This is a genomic window from Meiothermus sp. QL-1 (assembly GCF_003351145.1).
Classification (GTDB): domain Bacteria; phylum Deinococcota; class Deinococci; order Deinococcales; family Thermaceae; genus Meiothermus.
The window spans coordinates 36,510-58,985 of record NZ_QQSV01000006.1 but is presented as its reverse complement, the minus strand read 5'-3'; the positions used below and the strand labels follow the sequence as shown (position 1 = coordinate 58,985).

Annotated in this window: 16 protein-coding genes and 2 tRNA genes; 6 read left to right on the top strand and 12 right to left on the bottom strand. The window is 65.7% G+C overall.

All coding sequences use genetic code 11. From position 1 onward, the window contains the following. Positions 1-27 precede the first annotated feature (27 nt). Genes DV704_RS07870 through DV704_RS07855 form a run of 4 tightly spaced genes read left to right on the top strand, consistent with a single transcriptional unit; the run spans position 28 to position 5,637 of the window. Entirely contained in the window at positions 28-1,260 is a 1,233-nt protein-coding gene (locus DV704_RS07870; protein WP_114799032.1) for an extracellular solute-binding protein, read from the top strand. Positions 1,261-1,306: 46 nt separating this feature from the next. Next, the gene (locus tag DV704_RS07865) at positions 1,307-2,398 is read left to right on the top strand and encodes a carbohydrate ABC transporter permease (protein WP_114799031.1); all 1,092 of its coding nucleotides are present in this window, start codon (positions 1,307-1,309) and stop codon (positions 2,396-2,398) included. Between the two features lie 8 nt (positions 2,399-2,406). Further along, on the top strand, positions 2,407-3,768 hold the full coding sequence (locus tag DV704_RS07860) for a carbohydrate ABC transporter permease (protein WP_114799030.1): 1,362 nt from the start codon (positions 2,407-2,409) through the stop codon (positions 3,766-3,768). A 36-nt stretch (positions 3,769-3,804) separates the two neighbouring features. Then, on the top strand, positions 3,805-5,637 hold the full coding sequence (locus tag DV704_RS07855) for a glycogen debranching N-terminal domain-containing protein (RefSeq protein WP_114799029.1): 1,833 nt from the start codon (positions 3,805-3,807) through the stop codon (positions 5,635-5,637). Here the strand turns inward: DV704_RS07855 and DV704_RS07850 are convergent. The 5 genes from DV704_RS07850 to DV704_RS07830 all read right to left on the bottom strand — a co-directional run bounded on the left by DV704_RS07850 (position 5,634) and on the right by DV704_RS07830 (position 15,109). Then, positions 5,634-8,372 (bottom strand): DUF1156 domain-containing protein, encoded by a 2,739-nt coding sequence (locus tag DV704_RS07850; RefSeq protein ID WP_114799028.1) that lies wholly within the window; start codon positions 8,370-8,372, stop codon positions 5,634-5,636. The two genes, DV704_RS07855 and DV704_RS07850, sit on opposite strands and share 4 nt — an antisense overlap. Positions 8,373-8,403: 31 nt before the next feature. Further along, positions 8,404-11,676: a helicase-related protein gene (locus DV704_RS07845; protein ID WP_114799027.1), complete on the bottom strand. Its 3,273-nt coding sequence runs from the start codon at positions 11,674-11,676 to the stop codon at positions 8,404-8,406. 3 nt (positions 11,677-11,679) lie between these two features. Next, entirely contained in the window at positions 11,680-14,853 is a 3,174-nt protein-coding gene (locus DV704_RS07840; RefSeq protein WP_114799026.1) for a DUF499 domain-containing protein, read from the bottom strand. Between the two features lie 75 nt (positions 14,854-14,928). Continuing rightward, positions 14,929-15,004 (bottom strand) — tRNA-Phe (locus tag DV704_RS07835). 28 nt (positions 15,005-15,032) lie between these two features. Beyond that, positions 15,033-15,109 (bottom strand) — tRNA-Asp (locus DV704_RS07830). 57 nt (positions 15,110-15,166) lie between these two features. On the opposite strand from DV704_RS07830, the gene DV704_RS07825 reads away from it, so the two are divergent. Next, on the top strand, positions 15,167-15,526 hold the full coding sequence (locus tag DV704_RS07825; RefSeq protein ID WP_114799025.1) for a hypothetical protein: 360 nt from the start codon (positions 15,167-15,169) through the stop codon (positions 15,524-15,526). On the opposite strand, the gene DV704_RS07820 is transcribed toward DV704_RS07825, so the two are convergent. The 3 genes from DV704_RS07820 to DV704_RS07810 are packed head-to-tail and all read right to left on the bottom strand — an operon-like array spanning position 15,496 to position 18,235. Next, entirely contained in the window at positions 15,496-16,107 is a 612-nt protein-coding gene (locus DV704_RS07820) for a phosphoribosylanthranilate isomerase (RefSeq protein WP_114799024.1), read from the bottom strand. The genes DV704_RS07825 and DV704_RS07820 overlap by 31 nt on opposite strands. Before the next feature lie 8 nt (positions 16,108-16,115). Then, positions 16,116-17,510: a LutB/LldF family L-lactate oxidation iron-sulfur protein gene (locus DV704_RS07815; protein ID WP_114799023.1), complete on the bottom strand. Its 1,395-nt coding sequence runs from the start codon at positions 17,508-17,510 to the stop codon at positions 16,116-16,118. Next, positions 17,507-18,235 (bottom strand): (Fe-S)-binding protein, encoded by a 729-nt coding sequence (locus DV704_RS07810; RefSeq protein WP_114799022.1) that lies wholly within the window; start codon positions 18,233-18,235, stop codon positions 17,507-17,509. The genes DV704_RS07815 and DV704_RS07810 overlap by 4 nt, the downstream gene beginning before the upstream one ends. 87 nt (positions 18,236-18,322) lie before the next feature. On the opposite strand from DV704_RS07810, the gene DV704_RS07805 reads away from it, so the two are divergent. Further along, on the top strand, positions 18,323-18,661 hold the full coding sequence (locus tag DV704_RS07805; protein WP_114799021.1) for a heavy metal-binding domain-containing protein: 339 nt from the start codon (positions 18,323-18,325) through the stop codon (positions 18,659-18,661). Here the strand turns inward: DV704_RS07805 and DV704_RS07800 are convergent. From DV704_RS07800 to DV704_RS07785, 4 genes are read right to left on the bottom strand one after another with little or no spacing between them, the layout of a single operon-like run. Beyond that, positions 18,658-19,425, bottom strand: coding sequence for an ABC transporter ATP-binding protein (locus DV704_RS07800; RefSeq protein ID WP_114799020.1), 768 nt, complete (start codon positions 19,423-19,425; stop codon positions 18,658-18,660). The two genes, DV704_RS07805 and DV704_RS07800, sit on opposite strands and share 4 nt — an antisense overlap. Next, entirely contained in the window at positions 19,418-20,410 is a 993-nt protein-coding gene (locus DV704_RS07795) for an iron ABC transporter permease (protein ID WP_114799019.1), read from the bottom strand. The genes DV704_RS07800 and DV704_RS07795 overlap by 8 nt, the downstream gene beginning before the upstream one ends. Next, positions 20,410-21,342: a hemin ABC transporter substrate-binding protein gene (locus DV704_RS07790; RefSeq protein WP_114799018.1), complete on the bottom strand. Its 933-nt coding sequence runs from the start codon at positions 21,340-21,342 to the stop codon at positions 20,410-20,412. The genes DV704_RS07795 and DV704_RS07790 overlap by 1 nt, the downstream gene beginning before the upstream one ends. A 60-nt stretch (positions 21,343-21,402) precedes the next feature. Next, positions 21,403-22,470, bottom strand: a complete 1,068-nt coding sequence (locus tag DV704_RS07785; RefSeq protein WP_114799017.1) for a C4-dicarboxylate transporter — start codon at positions 22,468-22,470, stop codon at positions 21,403-21,405. Between the last annotated feature and the right edge of the window lie 6 nt (positions 22,471-22,476).

The following is a 22,476-nucleotide window of genomic DNA, read 5'->3' as shown; positions in this document are numbered from 1 at the left end:
CGTTGGCCGAGGAGAGGAGGAAAGAACATGAAGCACTGGATGGTTTTGGTCTTTCTGGCGGCGCTGGGGATGGCCTCAGCGCAAACTGTGGTGCGGCTGCAGGGCTTTGGCGGCAACGACACCGCCATCATGAGCAGCCTGGTGCGGGAGATCGTGAACCCTGCGCTGGAGCGGGAGGGAATCCGAGCCGAGTACCAGGGCATTGAGGGCGACTACCGGGCTGCCCTCCTCAACGCCATCTCGGCGGGTACTGCAGCCGACCTCTTCTACGTGGACATCTTCTGGTCGGAGCCCCTTTTCGCCTCGGGGCGGGTAGAGCCCCTGAACCGCTACTTCACCCCGCAGGAACTGGCGGTGTTCAACCGCAATCTTCTAAACGCTTTCACCCTCAGGGGCAACGTGTACGGGCTGCCCAAGGATTTCAACACCCTGGCGGTGCAGTTCAACAGGGACCTCTTCGATGAGGCCAAGGTGCCCTACCCCAACCAGACCGATACCTGGGACACCTTCAAGGACAAGCTCAGAAGGGTGCAGGCCGCTTTGAAGGATGTGGTGGGGCTTTGCGTGGTGGCCGACCATGCCCGATTCGGAGCCTTCGCCCACGCCACCGGCTGGCGGCCCTTCAACGCCCAGGGTCGCACCGTGCTGGACGCCAACTTCCGCCGGGCCTTCGAGTGGTACACCAGCCTGGTGCGGGACGGGGCGGGCAGGCTGGCCCAGGACCTGGGGGAGGGCTGGACGGGTGGCTGCTTTGGGGCCGAGAAGGCCGCGGTGGCCATCGAGGGGGCCTGGATTGGGGCTTTCCTGCGCGACAAGGCCCCCAACCTGCGCTACGGCACCACTTTCATTCCCCTTGACCCAGTCACCCGGCAGCGCGGGAACTTCATCTTCACCGTCTCCTGGAGCATGAACGCCGCTTCGCGCAACAAGGAGGCCGCAGCCAAGGTGCTGCGCCAGCTCACCAGCGTGGAGGCCCAGAACTGGATTCTTTCCCGTGGCCTGGCCCTCCCAAGCCGCAGCGCCCTGGCCAACAGCCCCGTCCTCCAGCGCCCGGGCAGGGAGAACGAGCTCAACCGGGTGGTCTTCCAGGGTTCCACCAGCGTGGGCGGGGCGGTGCTGCCCTTCAAGTTCGGTGCCCTTGATGGGGGCAACTGGATGCGGCCCATCAACGAGGCCTTGCAGGCGGTGATTACTGGCCGGAAGACGGTGGACCAGGCTATAGCCGATGCCCAGGCCGAGCTGAACCGCATTGAGCGCTAAGGGGTGGGTGGGGCCTCGAGCCCCACCCACTCTTGGAGTCTAAAGTATGCGTCGCTCAGAGCGCTTGGAGGCTTTCTACGCCCTTCTGTTCCTGGCCCCCTTTCTCATCCACCTGGGCATCTTTTTCGTTTTCGCCTTTGTGCGCACGGTGGGCTTCAGCTTTACCGATGCCACCCTTCTGGGCCAGGAGGTCCGCTTCGTGGGGCTGGCCAACTTTGCCGAGCTGCTGCGCGAGCCTCGCTTTCTGACCGCCCTTAGCCACTCCCTCAGCTTCATGTTCATCGTGACCACGCTGCAGACCAGCCTCGCGCTGGCCCTGGCCGCGGTGCTCAACCAGCGCCTGCGGGGCATCATCTTCTTCCGCACGGTCTACTACCTGCCCAGCGTGCTCTCCTCGGCGGCGGTGACGGTGATCGCCATCTGGTTTTTCCAGAAGACCGGGTTTCTCAACACCTTCCTGGGGTATGTCAGCGCCACCGCCCCGGTCTGGCTCACCTTTTTGGGAATTTTCGCGCTGGCCCAGCTCCTACAGGTGGGCCTGGAGCGGCGGCGAGGGGTGGCGGTCCCCCTCACCGACCCCGCGCTGGCAGCCCTTTCGCTGGTGTTGGCCCTGGCCTTCACCTGGGGGCTTTCGGCCCTGGGGGTGGTGCGGCCCCTCGAGGCCCGTCCTCCCGAGTTCACCTGGCTCACCAACCCCGACCGCTTTTTGGGGGTGCCCATCCCGCTTTGGAGCATCATCATCCTCAACACCTTCACCACCATCCCCACCCTGATGCTCATCTTTCTAGCAGGCCTGCAGGACATCCCCAGGAGCCTCTACGAGGCGGCCTCCATCGACGGGGCCACCCCCTGGCAGCAGTTTCTCCATGTGACGGTGCCCATGCTGCGCCCGGTCACCTTCTTGGTGGTCACCCTCTCGCTTATAGGCACCCTGCAGATGTTCGACCAGGTGGCGCTGATGGGAGATGCGGCCCCTCTGGACTCGATCATCGTCCTGGCCTACTACGTCTACAACAACGTCTTTAGCGGGGAGGGCAAGGTAGGGCTGGCCTCGGCGGCAGCCCTGGTCCTGGCCGGGCTGACCTTCGCCATCGTGCTTTTGCAGCGGGCCTTGGGCATTTCGGAGAAGGCCCACTGAGGTGTTCTATGGCTGGAAAGCTCGATGAGCGCCACCTGGCCCGCCAGCGCTGGGCCCGCGTCGGCTGGGTGTACGGTATTATGCTGGCCCTGGCGGTGTTCTTCGTGGGGCCCTTCTACGTGGCCTTCCTGGGCAGCCTGAAGGACAACCCGCTGGAGTGGCCCTTTCGCTACAGCTTCGCCCAGACCCAGCCCAAGAACTGGGTGGCGGCCTGGCGGCTGGGCCAGCTTGGGGCCGGCAACCCCTGGACGGGCGGGTTCGCCCCGGGGGCCGAGGTGCCCTTCTGGGTCACCTACTTCGTGCCCGAAGGCCAGACCCCTGAAAAGCCCCTGGTGACCGTGCCCGTAAGACGGGCAGGGGCTGGGCTGGGGGCCATCTTCGAGGAGGTACAGGCGGCGCGCTATGCCCAGGTGTCGCAGGTGGAGGAGCTGGAGCGCAGGCCCTTTGTTCTCGAGGGCCAGCCTGGCCAGCTCGTGACCTACGGCTTTACCATCCGCTACCCCAGGCCCGAGGGGGCCGAAGGCCTGCCGGTGGTGCCCAGGCTGCCCCTGGATGTCGAGGCCCCTAGGGGGCAGCAGTACCACGCCGCCGCCCTCGACCCCAACCGCCTCGAGCGCCGGGGCCGGGTGGCGAGCTGGGACAGCGTGACCCCTGGCCTGCTGGGCTACGTGTTCCGCAACTACGTGCGGGTCTTCAACGAGGCCAGGGACCCCAACACGGGCGAGAGCTTCTTCCTCCGCTGGACGCTGAACACCTTTTTCGTCTGCCTGGCCGTGGTCCTCACCACCCTGCTCTTCGCCTCGCTGGGGGGGTACGCCCTGGCCCGCATGCGCCTGCCGGGCAAGCAGTACCTGTTCGCCTTCATCGTTTTCACCATGACCGTGCCCAGCCAGGCCACCTTCATCTCCAATTACCTGGTGCTGCGCGACCTGAACCTTTTGGGTAGCCTTTGGGGGATGGTTGTGTGGAGCGCGGTGGGGGCCGGGGCGGTGTTTATCATGAAGCAGTTCTTCGAGTCCATCCCCCGCGAGATTGAGGAGGCCGCCCTGATAGACGGGGCCAGCCCGGCCACCACCTTTTTCCGCATCATCCTGCCCCTGGCCGCCCCGGCCCTAGGGGCGCTCACCATCCTCACCTTTCAGGGCATGTGGAACGAGTTCTTCAAGGCCGCCGTGGTGCTTTCGGGGCAGCAGGCCAGCTACACCCTGCCCCTGGGCCTCTCCTTCTTTCGCAGCGCCTACGGGGTGGCAGGCGACTGGGGGTTGATGCTGGCGAGCGCTTTCCTTTCGATGATACCCATCATCGTTTTGTTCGTGGTTTTCCAGCGCTACTTCGTGGAGGGGGTGTCCACCGCCGGGATAAAGGGTTGATGAACCAACCACCACAGCTTCTATCTGAGGTTTTGCATGCTACCCCTAAAGGAAGACGATACCTACGCGGTTTTTTCCGACCAGGGCCAGGTAGAAGGCGAGGAACAGGGCTTCTACCGGCACGACACCCGCTACCTCTCGCGCTATGCCTGGGGTTTTCCCGGCTTCCGCCTGTTGCTTTCGCAAAGCCCCAGGCCCGACCGGCTGGTGCAGCACTGGGGGCTTTGGGCGGGCCCCGACCAGGTGGTGGGGCTGCGGCGGGAGCTGGTCATGGTTCGAGGAGGATTCCAAGACCAGCTTTGGCTGGAGAACACCTCCCTTTCGGCCCAGCGGGTGGAGCTCAGCCTCGAGGTCGGGGCCGACTTTGCCGACCTTTTTGAGGTCAAGGGCGGGCCCAGGATGGAGCGGAGCGTGGAAGGGCTCAGGTATACCGCCCAGGACGGCTTAGAGCTGGCCATCCACCTTCGCTTCGACCCCCAGCCTTCCGCGGCCTCGCCCAGCTACCGCTGGTGCATCGGGCTGGCCCCCAAGGAGCAGGCCCACCTGGTGGTTCAGGCTCGCCTCGAGAGCCCCTTCGAGCCCCATACCCCGCCCCTGCCCAGCTACGAGGACTGGCGGGCCCGCTTTCCTTTGCGGGTAGAGGGGCCGGGCCAGCGGGTTCTGGAGCAGGCCATTGCCGACCTTCGGGCCCTGCTGCTCTCGCTGCCCGAGGGGCTTTACCCGGCAGCGGGCATACCCTGGTATGTTTCCCCCTTTGGCCGCGATGCCCTGCTCACGGCCTACATGGTGCAGCCCTGGGCCCCCGAGGTTGCGCAGGGGGTGCTGGCCTTTCTGGCCAGGCATCAGGGCCGGGTGGTGGACCCCTTTTTGGACGAGACCCCGGGCAAAATCCTCCATGAGGCGCGTCTGGGCGAGCTTTCGCGCACGGGTAAGGTGCCCTTCGCCCGCTACTACGGCACCGTGGATGCCACCCCGCTTTTCGTTATCTTGCTGCACCGCTACTGGAAGGACTCGAGCGACCTGGAGCTGGTGCAGCGCCTGAAGCCCCACTGGGAAGCCGCCCTCAGATGGATGGTGGAGTACGCCGACCCCGACCAAGATGGCTTCCTGGAGTACGCCCCCAACCCCTACAAGGGGCACCGGGTGCAGTCCTGGAAGGATTCCTTCGACTCCCAAAGCCACCGGGACGGCTCGCTGGCCGAGGGGGCCATTGCGGTCTGCGAGGTGCAGGGCTACGCCTACCGCGCTTACCTGGATGCTGCCGAACTATACCGCGCTTTAGGCCAGCCGGAGCAGGCCAGGCCCTGGGAGGAGCGGGCCGCGGCCCTTCGCGAGGCCTTCCACCAGAGCTTTTGGCTGCCCGAGCGCAGAACCTACGCCGCCGGGCTGGACGGGGCCAAGCAGCCCATGGCCATCCTCACCTCGAACCCGGGCCACCTGCTTTGGAGCGGGATAGTGCCCGGGGAGGTGGCGCCAATTTTGGTGCAGACCCTTCTCTCGCCCGAGCTCTACAGCGGCTGGGGGGTGCGCACCTTGGGGGCCAGCGAGGTGCGCTACAACCCGCTTTCCTACCACAACGGCTCGGTCTGGCCGCATGACAATGCCCTTCTTATCGGGGGGCTGGTGCGCTACGGCTTTTACGAGGAGGCCCTGGGGCTCATGGAGGGCCTTTTCCAACTGGCCCTGAGCCAGCCCGATGCCCGCCTGCCGGAGCTGGTGGGGGGGTATTCGCGGCAGGCAGGCGAGCCCCCCGTGCCCTACCCGGCGGCCTGCCGGCCGCAGGCCTGGGATGCTGCGGCGGTGGTGTACATGCTCAGGCTTCTGCAGGAGATGGGCCGCTCGGCAAAGAGCCTTCAGATTCCCGGCTAGAACAGCCTCGAGGCGGCAGCCCTGGGCAGCCCCTGGCGCACCGCCAGAAGCTCCTTGAGGCCCCGGCCTTCCTCCGTACCCTCCAGAACCTCTGCCAGGGCCTGGGCCACCTGCCAGAAGACTTCGTTTTCCAGGTAGCCCACCTTCCCCAAATAGTCGGCAATGGCCTGCTTGCCCTCGCGGCGAAGGAGGAGGGTGCGGTGGAGGGCATCTATCATGAACACCCGGCCCTGTTCGTCTGCCTGACCCAGGCGCTTGTCCTTGGCCCGCTCAGCGGAAAGGCGCACTTGGGTCTTCTCCCCCTTCTGCTGCACCAGACTACCCAGCTCGGCAAGCTCCACCCCCACGCTCTGGGCCAGCTTGCGGGCCTCGTCGGAGGGGAGCTCGGTGCCGTAGGCCCAGAGGGCCAGGAGGGCAAACTGGGTGGGCCCGTCCACCCCACCCATGGCCTTTGCGCCCAAAACCTGCTCCAGGGCGAACTCCAGCACAATGCGGCGTACCTCGTCCAGGAACTCCCCTACCCCCACCTGGCGCCCATCGGCCCGCTTGACCACGTCGTAGCGGCTGTAGGCCTCCAGTCCCGGCCCAATGGCGGACATGAAGAAGTCGGCCCCACGAATGCCGGCCTCCCAGAACTCCAAAAGCTGCGGACGGATGGCCTCCTGCATCTCGCGGCGCACGTTGGTAAAAAAGCCCACCGAAGCCCCCCCTCCCTGGGCCGTGCGCTTGGTGCAGTTGAGGAAGGTGGAAGAGGCCAGGGCCGCCGATTCCCGAGCCCGCAGGCGGGTTTGCATCTCGGTATGGAGCGGCCACGAAGCCTCCACCCGGAACCCCGCCTGGATGAGGGCGCTGATGAGGGTCTCCCAGGCCTCGGTGCTCTTGTGGGCAAATACGATGGTGGCCTCGCCCTCAGGCTTGAGCACCCGGTGCATCTCCTGGAAGGCCTGGCGCATCATGTCCTCAAAAAACTGCTTGGCCTTCTGGTTGTCGCCCCCGTGGCGCACCGGGTTCTGCACCGCCTCCTGGCTTTTGGGGGTAAGGGGGGTGCGGAAGTGCTCGGGGTAGAGGTGGCCCACCGTGCGCTTGAGCCAGACGTAGAAGAAATCCGAAAGGTCGGCATACGGTACGGCGTCGTAGTAGGGCGGGTCGGTGATGATGGCGTCAAAGAAGCCGTCTGGGAAGGGAAGCTGGGTGGCGGTAGCACGGTAGACAATGCTGCCTTGGTGAGCAGTTAGCGAACATTGCTCAACAACCCTGATGTTCCAGTCCAACGCACCTTCCCAATTACCAGATGTATCAGCTATCGGAACGGTTTCGGCGTAATCCCATACCATGGGGAGTGCCTGGCGTGTGAAAGTATTACCAATGTATTCGCCATGGTTTGCCCAACGACAAAGAGTTGAGTTGTAGTCTGCGATTTTATCAACTGTTAGTGCCAAATACGTCGCCACCCCTCGAGCCCACTCCTCCTCCATCCCCCGGCGCAACATCTCGGCGTGGGCCTCGCGCACCCACTTGGCGAAGGTGACCAGGGCCAGGGCCTGGCGGGGGTTGAAGAGCTGGCCCCATTGCTCAAAACCATAGATACAAGGTGTGAAAGCTCGAGGCTCGTAAGGAATGGGCTCATCGGGAATCAAAGGAAGCTCGCCAAATAGATTCTCCCCATGCTTGAGCTCATCCAGCTTCAACCTGGCTTTTTCAAAAAAAGCCTCATCATCTGATGTAGCTGGTCGGTAAGTCTTACCGTTTTCATCCTGGCTACCCAGAATGACTGCCAAAAGTCGCTCTTTCCACCTTCTTTCTTTAGCTTGAACTTGGGTCTCGGATGAAGGAATTGCCGAACCACAAACCAAACACGTGGCATTCCCCCGCTCAATGGTGCCCTTCTCGGGCCAGTCCTCGCCCTTGCCTACCTCTACCACCGCAAAGGAGATGGCCCTGGCACGTTCGTCCACCAGGGGCTTCAGGGCAATGCGCTTTTTGTCCTTTTTAGCCAGCCACCACTGGCGCACCAGGGGCACCTCGGCGCGGCAGGCAGGGTTGGTGCAGGTGACGGTGCGGGCCCAGAGGTAGGCCACGGGGGTCTTGCCGTCAGGGTCTTGGGGGTAAAACTCGGCGAGCTCGGCCCTGGCCCGCTCCAGCACCCACTCGCCCCAGTAGCGCACCTCGGTGGCCAGGGGGTTCTGCTGGTAGCTGCTCGCCCACTCCCCTACACCAAAATCAAGCGCCTGGCGGCCCTTGTTCTCCTTGGCATCCTTGGCCCGGATGTACTCGGGCACCGGACGGCTACCCGGCTGGCCGTACTTCTGGGGGTACTCGAGGGTGGCCTTCAAAATCAGGTAGGCCACGGGGTTCAGGTCCAGGGCGTAGGTCTCGCAACCCAGGCGTAGGGCCTCGAGGGGAATAGCCCCACCCCCGGCAAAGGGGTCCAGCACTCTGGGAGGCTGACCGCCATTCGCCTCCAGAACTCTACGACGGGCTTCCAGAATGTCCGGGTTGTTGCCGTCTTTAACCGCTTCCCAGGGGACGATTTTCTTGACCAGCTCGTAGTTGGCGTCGGTGTCGGGCACCAGGGTGGCAAACACCGCAGCCCGACTGGCGGCCAGGGGGCGCCTGGCCCACCAGATGTGCAGGGTGGAGATATGGCCGTGGCGGATGGACTTCTCGCGGGCCGAGGCCTCGGAGATTTCTTTGAGGGGTAAGCGGTGTTCTATTAGGCGGCGTTTAGGGTTCATGGTTTTTGTTTCCCCCTACTATTTAAGTGGCTTACTCCACAACCTCCGCATGGCGCTGCCACTCCTCTGGGTCTACCACATACCGCACCACCTGTACTTCCTCCCCCGGCGTGAGCCTGGCCGCCGGGTCTTGAATCAGATGGAGGCGCGGGTTAGTGAGGGCCCCCGTCACGATGTAAAGCCAGTACCGGTCCCCAAGCCGCCGGGCAGCAATCCACTCGTTGGGGGTAAGCACCACGGGCCCCACCCCAGCCCGGCCTTTGACCTCTATAAAGCGCCCTCCAGACCGGAGGTCATAGCCCAGGTTCTCCCGGCTCACATCCACCGGGTCCCGCCCCTCCATACGTTCGTAGGCCATGGCCACCTGCATAGCCGCTTCCTCCACCCGCCGGCGCACTTCGGGGTCTTCTTCATCGGGCAAACCCAGAGAACGGGGATACAGGTAGGCCAGGGCCGCCACCTGAGCAGGTTCGGGGTTCAGGGACCGGGCTTTTTTCAGCTCTTCTTCCAGGGCTCTTTGCCGCTCCTCCAGCTCCCTCAGGCGGCGCTCCTCCTGCTGAATGGCAAGGCGCATGGCCTCACCCCCTTTCAGCTTGTACTCCGTGAGCTTTTTGGCGGATTCAGCGATGAGAAACTGTAGGCTCTTTTGGGCATACTTGCGCCGGATCTCCACCTCCTGCTCCCGCTCGGCCAGCACACTCTGGAAAAAATCGTCCACAAGATGCTGGTAGGCCCATTCAAGAAGCCTCCCTTCTACCTCCCTGGGGGAAGGCAGAGGATTTTGGGGAGGTATGGTGGGCTCGGCATCCACCAAAAGCTCCGGAGGCACCTGCCAGACCCCTTCCATATCCATGAGGAGAGCGAAGAGGCGCCGGGCCACCGTCTGGCCCAGTCCATCCACCACCGCCAGCTCTAAGTAGCCCAGCACCCCATCCCGCTCACCGTCATAGAGGAAAGCGGCCCCCTGGCGTAAAACAGGGGCCGACTGGGCCAGGACTTCCTCCAGCACCTGGTCAAAGAGGGGATGGCCTGGGGCGATGAGTTCGGCCTCGAGGCGGGCCCTGGGGTCAAAGGTAACCCGGGGGTACTCCCGGACCAATACCCCAGGCTGCTTGCGCAAAAGCCCGTAGGGTACGCTCACCCGGAATAAGCCATCGCTCCGCCGCTGGACACTCCCTCCCAGGCGGTCTAGGGCCCGAACAAAGAAACGCTGGATGTACTCGGGCTGCAGACGATGCTCCTCAGAACGGGCTTTTTCCTGGCGAAGGCGGGAAAGGTCCAGCTCCCGCTTGGCCAGGGCCTCCAAGGTAATCCTACGGATGAACTCCAGCCGCTCGGGGGAAAGCCGGGCCTCCACCATGGCCCGGATCTCCTCCAGGGTTTTGCGGCCGGCCAGGTGGGCTAGAATCAGGTCCTCCAGGTTCACGTCCGCCAGAAGTTCCCCCACCACGTCGTAGACCCGGTCTGAACCCATCTGGGCCCGCATGGTCTCCAGCTTGTCCAGCACCACCTGGAGTACCTTGCCCTCGCGGGTGTTCTCCGCCACCAGGTTGTAGACGTGCACATCGTAGCGCTGGCCATAGCGGTGCACCCGGCCCATGCGTTGCTCCAAGCGGGTGGGGTTCCAGGGCAGGTCGTAGTTGACCATCACCGCACAAAACTGGAGGTTGATGCCCTCGCCCGCAGCCTCGGTAGCCACCATCACCTGGGCCCCATGGCGGAACTCCCGCTCCCGCTGGACCCGCTCCTCCAGGCTCATGGAGCCGTCCATGGAGGTCACGGCGTAACCCCGCTTCCTCAAGACCCCCACCAAAAACTCCAGCGTGGCCTTGTGTTCGGTGAAAACGAGGAGCTTTTCCCCCTGGAGGCTACCCAACACCTCTAGAAGCTTTTGCAACTTACGGTCGTCCTCCAACCGGGCCAGGGTACGGGCTTTCTTGGCCAGGGCCTCGAGCTGGGCCAGTTCCTCCTCCAGCTCAGGCAGGTTCCGGGCCAGGGTAAGGCGCTCGGCCAGCTCATCCTCTAGCTTCCAGCGCTCCGCCTCAGGCAGCTCCTCCAGGTCCTCCTCGCTCAGTTCGGCCTGGGAGCCTTCCTGCAACCTAAGCACCTGCTCCCGCAAAGCAGCCAGCCGCTTCCGGCGGTTCTCCAGACTTTGGGCAATGGCGTAAGTGCTGCTGGCCAGCCGCCGCTGTAATACCGCCATGGCCAGGCCCACGTTGCGCCGCCCCTGGTCCCAAGCCCGCCGGAAGTGGCGCGCCACGTAATCGCTCACCTCCTGATAGAGCATCTCCTCGCTGGGGGAGAGCCGGAAGGCCAAAGTGTGCACGTAGCGGGGCGGGAAAAGGGGCTTGCCCTCAAAATCGGTCATGTCCTCCTTGAGGCGGCGGAGCAGGATGGGGTTCTCCCCCCTTTGGGCAGCCTCCTGCAGAAGGGCCGTGTTGGCGAAAAGCTGGGGTTCCAGAAGGTCCAGAAGGAGCCGGAACTTCTCCTCGTCCCCCTGGTGGGGGGTAGCGGTGAGGAAGAGCATGTGGGTGCTCCGGCGGGAAAGGACCTCGCCCAGGCGATAACGCTGGGACTTCTTCACCTCTAGGCCATACCGGGTGGCCGAAAGCTTGTGGGCCTCGTCCACCACCACCAGGTCCCAGTGGGCCTGTTCCAGAAGGCGGAGGTTATCTTCTCGCTTGGCAAAATCCAGGCTGGTGATGACCTGGTTGCGCCTGAGCCAGGGGTTTTCCCCGTACAGGGCCTCCACCCCCTCGCGGTTCATCACCTCAAAGGTTTCCCCGAACTTCTCCTTGAGCTCCCGGCGCCACTGGTCGGTGAGGTTGGCCGGCACCACGATGAGGGTTCGGGAAACCACCCCACGATACTTAAGCTCCTTCAGGAGAAGCCCGGCCATGATGGTTTTACCCGCCCCAGGGTCGTCGGCCAGGAGGAAGCGCACCCGGGGCTTTTTGAGGAGGACCCCATACACGGCCTCGAGCTGATGGGGCAAGGGGTCTATGCGGCTGGCCGAAACGGCAAAAAAGGGATCAAAGAGGTAGCCGAGCTGGATGCGCCGGGCTTCCACCCCCAAAGCCAGGAGCTCCCCGTCCCCGGCAAAGGGTGGTGCCTTGGCCTCGAGGCCCTCAAGAAGCTGGGCCACCTTCTCCCCATCCAAGAGAAGGTGAAAGGCCCTATGGCTTTGTAGCCCCTGGGCCACCAGGCGGAAGCGACCACCCACAGGCTCAATTCGCAACACCCGCACCGGCTCGGGCCAGAATGAGGCCTCCACCACCTGGTCCAAAAGGGCCTGCCAATCCACGGCCTACTCCTCCTTCCAGTCATAGTGAAGCCCATGCTGGTCCAGGATTTCCCGTGCAGAGGTGGCGAGAAGGGCTTCGTTCAGGCCGCTGGGGTTCTCTGCCCGAACCTCCACCCGCAGCCGCACCTGGCCCCCAGCGTCCTGGAGGGCTTTGGCCAGGTCCACCAGGGCAGGAAGCCGGTTGAGCTCTATGGGGTCCAGAACAACCCTCACCTGTTTTACCTTGGGACGGAGAGCGGGCGAGGGGGTTGGAGCCGGGTCCACCACCGGAGGAACACGAGAAGGCGAGGTCTCTTTGGTTTGGTCAGCCTCGGGTTTGGGCAAAACCCCAGGCCTTGCCAGCACATAAGCTTCGCCGAAGAAGACCTCCTCCAGGCGTGGGGGGTTCTGCGCATCCCAGACCTGGGCAAACCCCCCATCCCGCCTTACCCCAAGCTCAAAGAGATGGATGCGAACCCCCTGCACCACGGCCTCTTTCAGGGCCTCCTCCTTCTCCAAAAAGGGCAGGTGGGGCAGGCGCAGGAAATGTTCTCTGAGGTCTTTTAGGCTCAGGTAGGGTTCATCCGCGGGCCAAAGCCCCCAGGGGCCCTGGACGAGGTAGCTGGGGTCAAGTTTGCTGAGCAGCAGATCCTCGGCCCGCAGCACCTCGGCCACGGCGGCCTGAAGGGTGGGCTGGGTGCGGACGTAGGCGGTCAGGTCGAAGAAGCGGAAAGCCCCCTTGGCGTCCTGGGGCTCGAGCATACCCGTATAGCTGCTCTTGACCAGCACCGGCACGGCCTCGCGGGCCTCTTTCAAAAGGCGGGTTAGGTCGGCTTTCTGGTCGTCGGAGAGCACCAGCCCCCGGTCGGACTGGATGTCCTCCAGGGCCAGAAGCTTGCGGGCGGCCTCCTGGGCCCGCAGATAGGGGGCTCGGGCCATAGCCAGGTAGAGCGTGGTGTTCTTGTAGATCCGTGGCCCAGAGACGTGGTTGTCCTGGATAACGTGGTACAGGCGTTTTAGGTCTTCTTCATTATCGTGAGGGGCCTCGGGGCCCAGCAGGACGAGCTTGAGGCCGGGGCCATCGGGTACCTCCCGGTGGCTCTGGGGCCAGACCAACACCTTGAAGGGCCCGCTGCCGGCTACCCTCTCGACCTCTTTTCGCAGCAAATCCTCTACCGCTTCGGCCTTGACCTGGGCCATCCGATCGGCCAGCACCGCGTTCAGGTTGGGCTGAGCTTTAAAAATCCAGCTTCCATTGGCATAGAGGTAGTAAAGCCTTCCCTTCAGGTTGTCGAGCGCATCCCCCACCAGCAACGGGGTAATCCCGCCGGGGTAGGTCAGGGCCAGGTTGAGCTGGGGTCGGGTGGCCCCCTGCTGGGCTCCACCTGAGTGGGAGTACATAAAAATTGCCGTGGCCAGCGATTGGCCCAGACGGTACCGCGCATATTCGCCGCCCAGCTCGCGGTCGAGCAGGAACGCTTTGCCTTCTGGAGGGATGATATCCGAGGCCAGCACCGACTCCCAGTTGGCCTCGCCCAGCACGCTTGTCACCGTGGCCCGCAGGTCGGCATCGCCCAAGGCCGCCTCTCCCAGGCCAATGAGGGGCCGGGCGGAAGGGCTTAGGTACTCGGTTTCTACCAGCCGGGCCAGGAGGCGCAGCACCCCACGGGTCTTTTGGAAGGTTTGCAGGGTGCCCCAGCGCTCATAGAGAACGTTCACCAGTTCGGGGTGAAAGGGAAAAGCTTTGAGCATCTTGCGCCCATACTCGCCGCTGCGCACTTCTGGAGGCAGTTCTTTTTCGTACTGCTCGTAGGTTTGCATGTAGGCGGCCACCACTTGCTTGGCTGCTTCTCCGTCAATCCGTTCGAACAGACGCCGCCGCAGCACTTCATAGATTTCCTCGCCCTGCACCGGCATCCGCACGGCCTGCACCCGCCCGAATATCTTCTCCAGGCGGGCAAAGACCTGAGGAGCCTCCTGGTGGTCGTAGTACTCGAGGTGGGACTCGGGGAAGGTGGTGACCAGTACAGCGTTGGGCAAACTTCCCACCACCTCGCTTAGCTCTTGCAAGAAGGCAAAGGTCTGGGCTTGCAGAGTGGTGTTCCCCACCGCCACCGAGGCTGCCTTCACCTGGTAGACCAGCAATTCGTCCATCAGGATGAGCACCGGGCTGTAGGCTGCCAGCAACTCGCTTAGGGCCTTTTTGCCCGGCGGGCTCAGCGCCTCGTCGGCGGCCTGTACCTGGGCATAGGCCGCTTTGTCGCCTAGCTGGTACGCCAGCTCGCCCCACAAGGTGCGGATGTGGAGGCCCTCCACCTTGCGCCCCTGGGCCGAAAGCTCGGTGCCTACCAGCGTTACTACTCGAGTCCGGGGCATCTGGCCGACCCCGGCTTCCTCGAGCAGCTTCTGAATTTCCATCAGGTCTAAAATCTCGCTGTAGGCCTTGGCCAGGTGGTACAGGGCTATCAGCGTATGGGTCTTGCCACCTCCGAAGGGGGTGCGTAGCTGAATTACAGCTTCCCCACCCTGTCCGGCAAGCCGCCGCAAAACGTCCTTCAGAATGGCGCTGAGTTCCCGAGTCAGGTAGGTCTTTTTGAAGAAATTCTCCGCATACTGGTACTCAACGGGAGCCCTCCCGGCCACCACGTCGTCGAGTTTGGCGGCAAAGGTGTTCTCATCGAAATCGCCTCGCCGTATGGCCTCGTCGGGCTCAGCCAGTTGCCACCAGGGCGGCAGGCTGCCTTTGGGGGCATTGGGCAACTCACGTTCCATTAGCCGACGCATCTGCTGGGCTGCTTCTTCGGCTCCAATAAGCCGGAGGAGGCGGACCATACTGTCGAGCGCGCGATTTACGTCTTCGTGAGCAAGGTCTTTTTGGTGCGCCCACTCATTACGCACCTCACTGATTTCATCCGCCCAGGTGATGGCGCGGTTGTAATTACGGCCAAAGCGCTCTCGAAGGACCTGTTTTTGTCCTAACAGGATATCCTTGAAGTGGTTGAGGTCCAGGGTTTCCTCGGCCAGCCGGCCCCGCTTCATCTCTTCCTTGACCAGCTCCCGGCGGCCTTCACTCAAGGAGGCCAAATAGGCCTCCACCCAACCCTTTCCGTGGGCGTGCTTCAGCGTTTCCAAAAGGAAAGGCTTCATGGCATCGGCAAAGACCTTGAAGGCCTGGGCCAAGCGACCGTGGGCTTCCATGCCGGAATTGTATGGGTTGGGGGATGGGGAAGGGGTTTATATGCGAAGGACCGGGACTCACTCCCGGTCCGGACCTGGTGCCAAGGGGCGGAATCGAACCGCCGACACTGCGATTTTCAGTCGCATGCTCTACCGACTGAGCTACCTTGGCCTGCAGCCGGCTGACCCAGCCGGCCGTTTGGCGCTCCGGACGGGACTTGAACCCGCGATCTCCCGCGTGACAGGCGGGTATGTTGACCAGCTACACCACCGGAGCCCATTGCCCTGTGCGGAGACATCCGAACAGGCAGATAGGATAATAGCGGTTGGTTGCATGGGTGTCAAGCCGATTCTGAGCTGGAAAGAAGTGCTTCGGGAGCACAAAACCCTGCGCGGAATAGGGCAAAAAACCCTCCTGGTGGACCGGGGGGAGTCGGGGTACAGAAACCGGTTTTTGCCCGACGGGGCAATTTTGTACCCGGGGGAGGGCCTGAAAGGCCACCAGCAGCCGGTGGGGGGCAACCGGACCCTGCTGGAGGCCCTCCACACCCAGCGCCCTATGCGGGTTTTCTTGCGGGAAGGGGTGAACCGCTGGCGGGAGCTGGGCCCCCACCGCGTGGTCTCGGTGGCCTACGAGTGGCTGGAGGAGGAGCGCCGCTACGTCTACTGGTTCCGGCTGGAGCCCATTACCTGAGCCAGAAAGGCCCGGAGTTTGCCGGGGTCTTTGCGCCCCGGGCCGGCCTCCACGCCGCTGCTCACGTCCACCGCGTAGGGCCCAATCTCCAGCACCGGGGCCAGGTTGTCTGGCCCGAGCCCCCCGGCGACGATTAGCCGGGGGTGGGCGCGCAGGGGCTCCAGCCATCCCAGGGGGTAGGGCTGGCCGCTGCCAGGGGTTGCCCCATCGGCTAGAAGGGCATCGGCCGGGTAGGAGAGCCACTCGGGCCGGGCCGGGCCCGAGAGCCGGAAGGCCTTGATGACCGGGAAGAAACGCCGGATGTGCTCAGACCACTCTGGGGGCTCGGCGCCGTGGAGCTGGGCCACCTGGAGCCGGGCGGTCTGCAACTGCTTCAGGACAGCCTCGGGAGGGGTATCCACGAACACCCCCACCCGCACCACCAGAGGCCCCAGGGCCTCGGCGATGGGGCGGATTTGCTCGGGCTCCACATAGCGCTTGCTGCCGGGGGCCAGGATGAAGCCCAGGGCCCAGGCCCCCAGCTCTTCGGCCAGGAGGGCGTCCTCGAGGCGGGTGATGCCGCAGATTTTGGCGCGGGTCATGGGTTTTACTACACCTCTCCATCCTCCCACATCTGCAGGAAGCTCTTGGGGCTGGGTCTGAGCCCGGCCCGGCCCTCCCTCCAGGTCCGAATCACCGGGAGAAGGGTGTTGTTCAGCGCCTTCTCGGGCAACAGCCGCAGGGCCCTGGAGGCCAGGCGGTAGAGCCAGGGGTGGGTCATGACCTGGGCGTAGGCCTTGATGGCGGCGGCCTCTGCCTTAGGGGTGAGCCCTTCCTGCACCGCCCGGTGGCGCCAGGTGAGCAGGAGCTTGGGGATGGGAATCCGCACCGGGCAGGCCTGGAAACAGGCCCCGCAGAGCGAGGAGGCGTAGGGGAGGGGCTTGGTTTCCTCCAGGCCCAAAAGGCCGGGCGAGAGGATGGAGCCAATGGGGCCGCTGTAGACGTAGCCGTAGGGGTGGCCGCCGGTCTGGCGGTAGACCGGGCAGGCGTTGAGGCAGGCCGCGCAGCGCAAGCAGCGCAGGGTCTCCCAGGCCTCGAGGTCGGCCAGCACGCTGCTCCGCCCATTATCCACGAAGACCACGTGCACCTCTTCAGGCCCGTCCGGTTCACCGGGCCGGCGTGGCCCTTGGATGAGCGAGACGAAGGTGCCGAGCCGCTGCCCGGTGGCGGCGCGGGCGGTGAGCGAGAGAAAGACCGCCAGGTCGGAGAAGCGGGGCAGGAGTTTTTCGATGCCTACCAGCGCCACGTGGATGCGGGGGGCCGAGGTGGAGAGCCTTATGTTCCCTTCGTTTTCGATCAGGGCCAGGGTGCCGGTCTCGGCCACCACGAAGTTGCCCCCCGAGATGCCCATGTCGGCACTAAGGAACCCCTCGCGCAAGACTCGGCGGGCCACTGCCGCAAGCTGTTCGGGGCTGGCCTCCAGGGGGGTCTGAAAGCGCTCGTGAAAGAGGTGGCGAATCTGCTCCAGGTTCAGGTGAATGGCCGGCCCCACGATGTGCGAAGGGGGCTGGTTCAGGAGCTGGATGATGTACTCGCCCAGGTCGGTCTCTAGCACCTCGATGCCCATCCCCTCCAGCATGGGGTTGAGGCCCAGCTCCTCCGAAACCATGGTCTTGGCCTTGACCACCTTTTTGACCCTGCCGCTGCGGGCAATCTCGGCCACAATGCGCCGCGCGTCGTCGGCGTCCTCGGCCCAGTGCACCTGCACGCCGTTTTTCTGTAGGCTGGCCTCGGCCTGGAGCAGGTACTCGTCCAGGTGCATCAGGACGTGGTTCTTGACCGCCTCGGCCCAGCGCCGCCAGGCCTCGGCGTCCACCTCGGCGTAGGCCTGCTGCCTTCTGCCGTCAAAGTGGAGGGTGGCCCCGGTGACCGAGTCGCGCACATGGGGCTCCTCGCGCAGCAGCCGGGCTGCGGCCTGGGGGTACTGGTTGGCGGCGACCCTCATTGCGTGGCCTCCCAGAGCACCGAGGCCAAAGGCCTGACCGGCAGGCCCAGGCCCCGGTGCTCGATGCGCCCCGTGAGGTGGAGCATACAGCCGCTATCGGCGCTGGTGAGGAAGTCTACCTGGCCGGCGGGGGGCAGGGTGGAGAGCTTGCGGTCGGCCATGCTCAGGGCCACCTCGGGCAGCTTGACCGAGAAGAGCCCGCCAAAGCCGCAGCACTCCTCGGCGGCGGCCCAGTCCACAATTTCGGCCCCGGCGTTGCGCAGAAGCGTGAGGGGCTCCTGCCTGATGCCGAGCTCGCGCAGGGCGTGGCAGCCGTGGTGGTAGGCGATGCGCCGCCCCTTCAGCCCCTGGCCCAGGTGGGTGACCCCCAGCACCTTGACGATGAACTCCGAGAGCTCGTAGGTCCTGTGGCTCAGGGCCAGGGCCTGGGCAAACCGGCGGGGCTGCTCGCGAAATAGCTCGGGGTAGAAGACCCGCAGCATGGTGGTGCAGGAGCCCGAGGGCAGGACCACGTGCTCGGCTCCCTCCAGCGTGTCTAGGGTGTGCTCGGCCATCTGGCGGGCCTCGGCCCAGTAGCCGGCGTTGTAGGCCGGCTGGCCGCAGCAGCTCTGGCCCAAGGGCACCTCCACCGTGCAGCCCAGGCGCCGCAAAAGCCGCACCGCTGCTGCCCCGGCCTCGGCGAAGAACTGGTCGGTGAGGCAGGTGACGAGGAGGGCCACCTTCATGGTGGTATGGATTATATCCAAAAACCAGGCCCCGGATTTCACCGGGCCGGCGCGGGGAATCGCCTAGAATGCTCTGGGAGGTTTGGTATGAGGCGAAAGCTCATCCTGAGTACCTCGAGCCAGCTCGAGGGCTACCAGATTACCGAGTACCTGGACGTGGTCTTCGGCGAGGCCATCGTGGGGGCCAACATCTTCCGCGACCTCTTGGCCTCGGTGCGGGACATCGTGGGTGGGCGCAGCGGGGCCTACGAGGCTGAGCTGCGTAAAGCGCGCGAGATTGCCCTCTCAGAGCTCGAGCAGGCCGCCTTGGCCCGGGGGGCCGATGCGGTAATCGGCATAGACGTGGACTACGAGACCGTGGGCCAGGGCAACATGCTCATGGTCACCGCCTCGGGCACCGCGGTGAAGGCCAGCCGGGTCTACTAGCCGGGCTCCGGCAGCACCACCCGTCGCCCCTGGTGCTCCAGCACCGCGAAGGGCACCCCGTAGACCTCCTCCAGCAGCCCCGGCTGCAGAAGCTCCCGGGTCGCCCCCGCCCCCACCAGCCGCCCCTCCTTGAGAAAAACCAGCCCCTCTGCGAACAAGGCCGCCAGGTTCAGGTCGTGCAAAGCGGCCAGCACCAGCCGGCCCGACCCGGCCAGGCGGCGGCACAGCGCCAGCACCTCGAGCTGCTGCCGGGGGTCGAGGTGGTTGGTGGGCTCGTCCAGCAGCAGGATGGGGGTGTCCTGGGCCAGCACCCGGGCCAGGTCTATGCGGGTGCGCTCGCCCCCGGAGAGGGCAAAGTAGGGGCGTGGGGCCAGGCCCAGGGCCCCGGTCGCGGCCAGGGCCTCCTCGATTCGCTCTCGGTCGGCCTCGCTTTCCGCCCGGCCCCGCTGGTGGGGCAGCCGGCCCAGGGCCACCACCTCCCGGGCGGTGTAGGGAAAGGCCAGGCTGCGCTGCTGGGGGAGAAAGGCCCGCTTCAGGGCCAGCTTGGCGGGGGAGTAGCGCCCAAGGGGCTGGCCCAGAAGCCGCACCTGCCCCTCGGTGGGCAGCCACTCGCCCGATAGGAGGCGCAGAAGGCTGCTCTTGCCCGCCCCGTTGGGCCCCAATAGGGCCCAGAAGCCTGGCCCGAGCTGCAGGGAGACCCCGCGCAAAAGCCAGCGTCCGCCCCGGCGGAGGCCCAGGGACTCGGCCTCGAGCCAGCTAGCCACGCCACCCTCCCCGGACGAGCAGGAACAGAAAGAGCGGCCCCCCCACCAGGGTGGTGAGGAGGCCCACCGGAAGCTCCGCGGGGGCGAAGGCGGTGCGGGCCACCAGGTCGGCCAGCACCGTGAGGCTGGCCCCCAGGAGCCAGGCTGCGGGCAGCACGAAGCGGTGGTCGGCCCCGCCTATAGCCCGCAGCAGCCAGGGCACCAGGAGCCCCACGAAGGCGATATTCCCCGCCGCGGCCACCGCGGCCCCCACCCCCAGGGCCACCCATAGCAGGCCCCAGCGCTGCAGGGCTCTTACCGCCACCCCCAGGTGGAAGGCCTCCTCCTCGCCCAAAGTAAGGGCGTTGAGCGAGCGGCCCAGACGCAGCAGGGCGAGGGTGCTCAGGAGGGCGGTGGGGGCGGTGAGGGCCAGCAGCTCCCAGCTCGCCCCGCCCAGCCCCCCCAGGGTCCAGAAGGTGAGGCTGCGCCCCTGGGGGTCGGCCACGCGGAACTGCAGCAGTCCGATAAGGGCGCTTAGGATGGGGGAAAGCAGAAGCCCTAGCAGCAGGAGCCGCACCCCCGGCTGCTCGGCCGGCTCCCCCACCAGCCGCAGGAGCAGGAAGACCACCCCCAGCGCCCCCAGCGCCGCGGCCAGGGGCAGCCCAAAGGGCAGCAAGGGGAAAAAGGCCAGCCAGAGCACCGCGCCCAAGGCGGCCCCCATCCCCAGGCCCAGCAGGCCGGGTTCGGCCAGCGGGGTGCGCAGCAAGCCCTGGAGCGCAGCGCCCGCCAGCGCCAGCGTGCCGCCCACCAAGGCGGCCAAAAGCACCCGGGGGAAGCGGATGTTGAGCAGCACCGGGGCCCCCTCGAGCCCTTCCCTCAGCACCCGGGGAATCTCGAGGGGGGGGATGTAGTAGGCCCCGCTGGCCGCGCCCAGCAAGAGGCTTGCGGGAAGCAGCAGGGCCAGCCCCAGAAGCAGGAACCGCCGGCGGGCTCCTGCCTCGCCCATCACGGGTTGAAGCTAGGGTGGTTGATTCGCACCGGGCCGGTCTGCTCGTAAAGGGCCCGGTGGAGCTCGAGGGCTGCCCGGCCCACGGTGTAGCCGTAGCCCGAGATGTAGGTCACGTCCATAGCCACGATGCGCCGGTTGCGCCCCGCGGGGGTTTCGGCCACCCCGGGCAGGCGCAGGATGCTCTCAAAGCTGAAGGGCTGGTCGGGGAAGAAGGGCACCACGATGGCGTCGGGCCGGGCTGCCACCACCGCCTCGGCGGTGAGGTTCACGCAGCCCCGCACCGCCCCCGTGCCCTGCACCGTTCGGACGGCGTTCTGGGCCCCGGCCAGGGTGATGAGACCCGCCCCGCTGGCCTCCTCGCCGCACACAAAGGTGTTGCGGGGGTCGCGCGGGTAGATGTAGAGCACCCGCAAGGGCTCGCCCCGCCGCACCCGGGTCTTGGATTGCAGGGCCAACAGGTCGCGCTCCAAAGCCCGCACCAGCTCCTCGGCCCGGGCCGGCTGGCCCACCGCAGCCCCGATGGTGCGAATCTTCTTCTTGACCCCCTCGGGGGTGGGCTCGTCGGGCACCAGCACCACGCTCACCCCGGCCTGGCGGAGCTGGGCCAGCACCGGTGGGGGGCCGGCCTCGGAGACGGCCAGCACCAGGGTGGGCCGCTGGGCCAGGATGGCCTCGGCGTTCAGGCGGAAGAAGAGGCCCACGTCGGGCCGCCGCAGCAGGGCCGCTGGGATGTACGAGCCGGTGTCGCGCCCCACGATGCGGTCGGTGAGACCGAACTTATCGAGAATCTCGGAGATTGAGCCGCCCACGCTCACGATTCGCTCGGCGCTTCGCACCTCGACTTCCCGGCCCGTCGCATCGGTGACGCGGAAAGGCTGGGCCAAAGCCAGCGAAAGCGCCAGGGATAGGCCTAGCCAGAGGGTTTTCATAGCAGGGTTAATCTACCGGACCCACGTGGGAAAAGTGTCACCAAATTGTCACCGGCGCGGCTAGCCCTTGGGTGGGCGCAGAGTCCCCAGGCCGGCCCAGGCCCGGAGGGAGGGGAGCAGCACCCAGAGCCAGAAGAGCAGCAGGAGACCCAAAAGCCCCCAGGCCAGCCCCCCCAGGAAGGCCGAGCCCAGCGCCTGGGCCAGGGCCTTGGTGGCCAGGGTAAAAGCTCCCAGCGGAAACACAAACCCCCACCAGCCCGGGGCGAAGTGGAACTGCGCCCGGCGGCACCCCACCAGCAGGGTGTCAAGCAGCAGGGCCAGGCTGTAGGCCAGCCACCACAGCCCCAGGCCCCAGATGGCCAGCCCCACGACCGGCCAGGCCTCCGGCCAACCCTGGGGCACCAGGCCGGCCTGGGCCCCGCCCTCGAGCCAGCGCCAGGGGGCGAGCACCAAAAGGCCCACAGGGGCCAACCCGATGAAGACGGACGGCAGCAGGTGGGGCTCCAGGCGGCCAAACCCATACAGGCGCTGAAGGAGGCTGGGAAGCACGAAGAGGAAGAGGAAAAAGCCGATTCCCAGGAAGAGCCCGCTCGTCACCCAGACCTCCTTCTGCCAGGCTGGGGGGAAGCTGGAAAGCCACACCCCCCCGCCCAGAGGTACCAGCAGGGCCGAGACCGGGGGAATGAACCAGGTGCCGTTGGCGGCCTCGAGGGATAGCCGCTGCCGGGTGCTCACCGTGTAGACCACCAGCAGCCCCACCAGGAAGATGAGCGGCGTACCTACCCCGAAGAGCCCCTGCCCCAAAGCCGGCGCCCAGGGCCCCAGGGGTAGGGCCTGGGTGGCCAGGCTCACCACCAGCAAAGCGATGGGCAGGGTGGGGAGCATCTGGGCCAGGATGGGGTGCTGCAGGTCGGAGAGGGCCGCTTGGGGGTAGCGAAGAAGCTTGGCCAGGTAAAGGCCCAGCAGGCCCACCAGTGCCAGCAGGGCCAGCAGGTAGACCGGCACCGCCAGCCAGGCCAGGCCAAACTGGGCCAGGGCCAGGGCCAGCACCCCGGTGCCCATGACCGAGGCGAACCAGGCCGGGTTCAGGTAGCGCACGCTGGGCTGCGCGGAAGCTGCGGCCTCCATGCCTCC

Coding starts and splice junctions, on each gene's coding strand:
- DV704_RS07870 (WP_114799032.1), top strand. CDS start 28: ATGAAGCACTGGATGGTTTTGGTCTTTCTGGCGGCGCTGGGGATGGCC.
- DV704_RS07865 (WP_114799031.1), top strand. CDS start 1,307: ATGCGTCGCTCAGAGCGCTTGGAGGCTTTCTACGCCCTTCTGTTCCTG.
- DV704_RS07860 (WP_114799030.1), top strand. CDS start 2,407: ATGGCTGGAAAGCTCGATGAGCGCCACCTGGCCCGCCAGCGCTGGGCC.
- DV704_RS07855 (WP_114799029.1), top strand. CDS start 3,805: ATGCTACCCCTAAAGGAAGACGATACCTACGCGGTTTTTTCCGACCAG.
- DV704_RS07850 (WP_114799028.1), bottom strand. CDS start 8,372: ATGAACCCTAAACGCCGCCTAATAGAACACCGCTTACCCCTCAAAGAA.
- DV704_RS07840 (WP_114799026.1), bottom strand. CDS start 14,853: ATGGAAGCCCACGGTCGCTTGGCCCAGGCCTTCAAGGTCTTTGCCGAT.
- DV704_RS07825 (WP_114799025.1), top strand. CDS start 15,167: ATGGGTGTCAAGCCGATTCTGAGCTGGAAAGAAGTGCTTCGGGAGCAC.
- DV704_RS07820 (WP_114799024.1), bottom strand. CDS start 16,107: ATGACCCGCGCCAAAATCTGCGGCATCACCCGCCTCGAGGACGCCCTC.
- DV704_RS07815 (WP_114799023.1), bottom strand. CDS start 17,510: ATGAGGGTCGCCGCCAACCAGTACCCCCAGGCCGCAGCCCGGCTGCTG.
- DV704_RS07810 (WP_114799022.1), bottom strand. CDS start 18,235: ATGAAGGTGGCCCTCCTCGTCACCTGCCTCACCGACCAGTTCTTCGCC.
- DV704_RS07805 (WP_114799021.1), top strand. CDS start 18,323: ATGAGGCGAAAGCTCATCCTGAGTACCTCGAGCCAGCTCGAGGGCTAC.
- DV704_RS07795 (WP_114799019.1), bottom strand. CDS start 20,410: ATGGGCGAGGCAGGAGCCCGCCGGCGGTTCCTGCTTCTGGGGCTGGCC.
- DV704_RS07790 (WP_114799018.1), bottom strand. CDS start 21,342: ATGAAAACCCTCTGGCTAGGCCTATCCCTGGCGCTTTCGCTGGCTTTG.
- DV704_RS07785 (WP_114799017.1), bottom strand. CDS start 22,470: ATGGAGGCCGCAGCTTCCGCGCAGCCCAGCGTGCGCTACCTGAACCCG.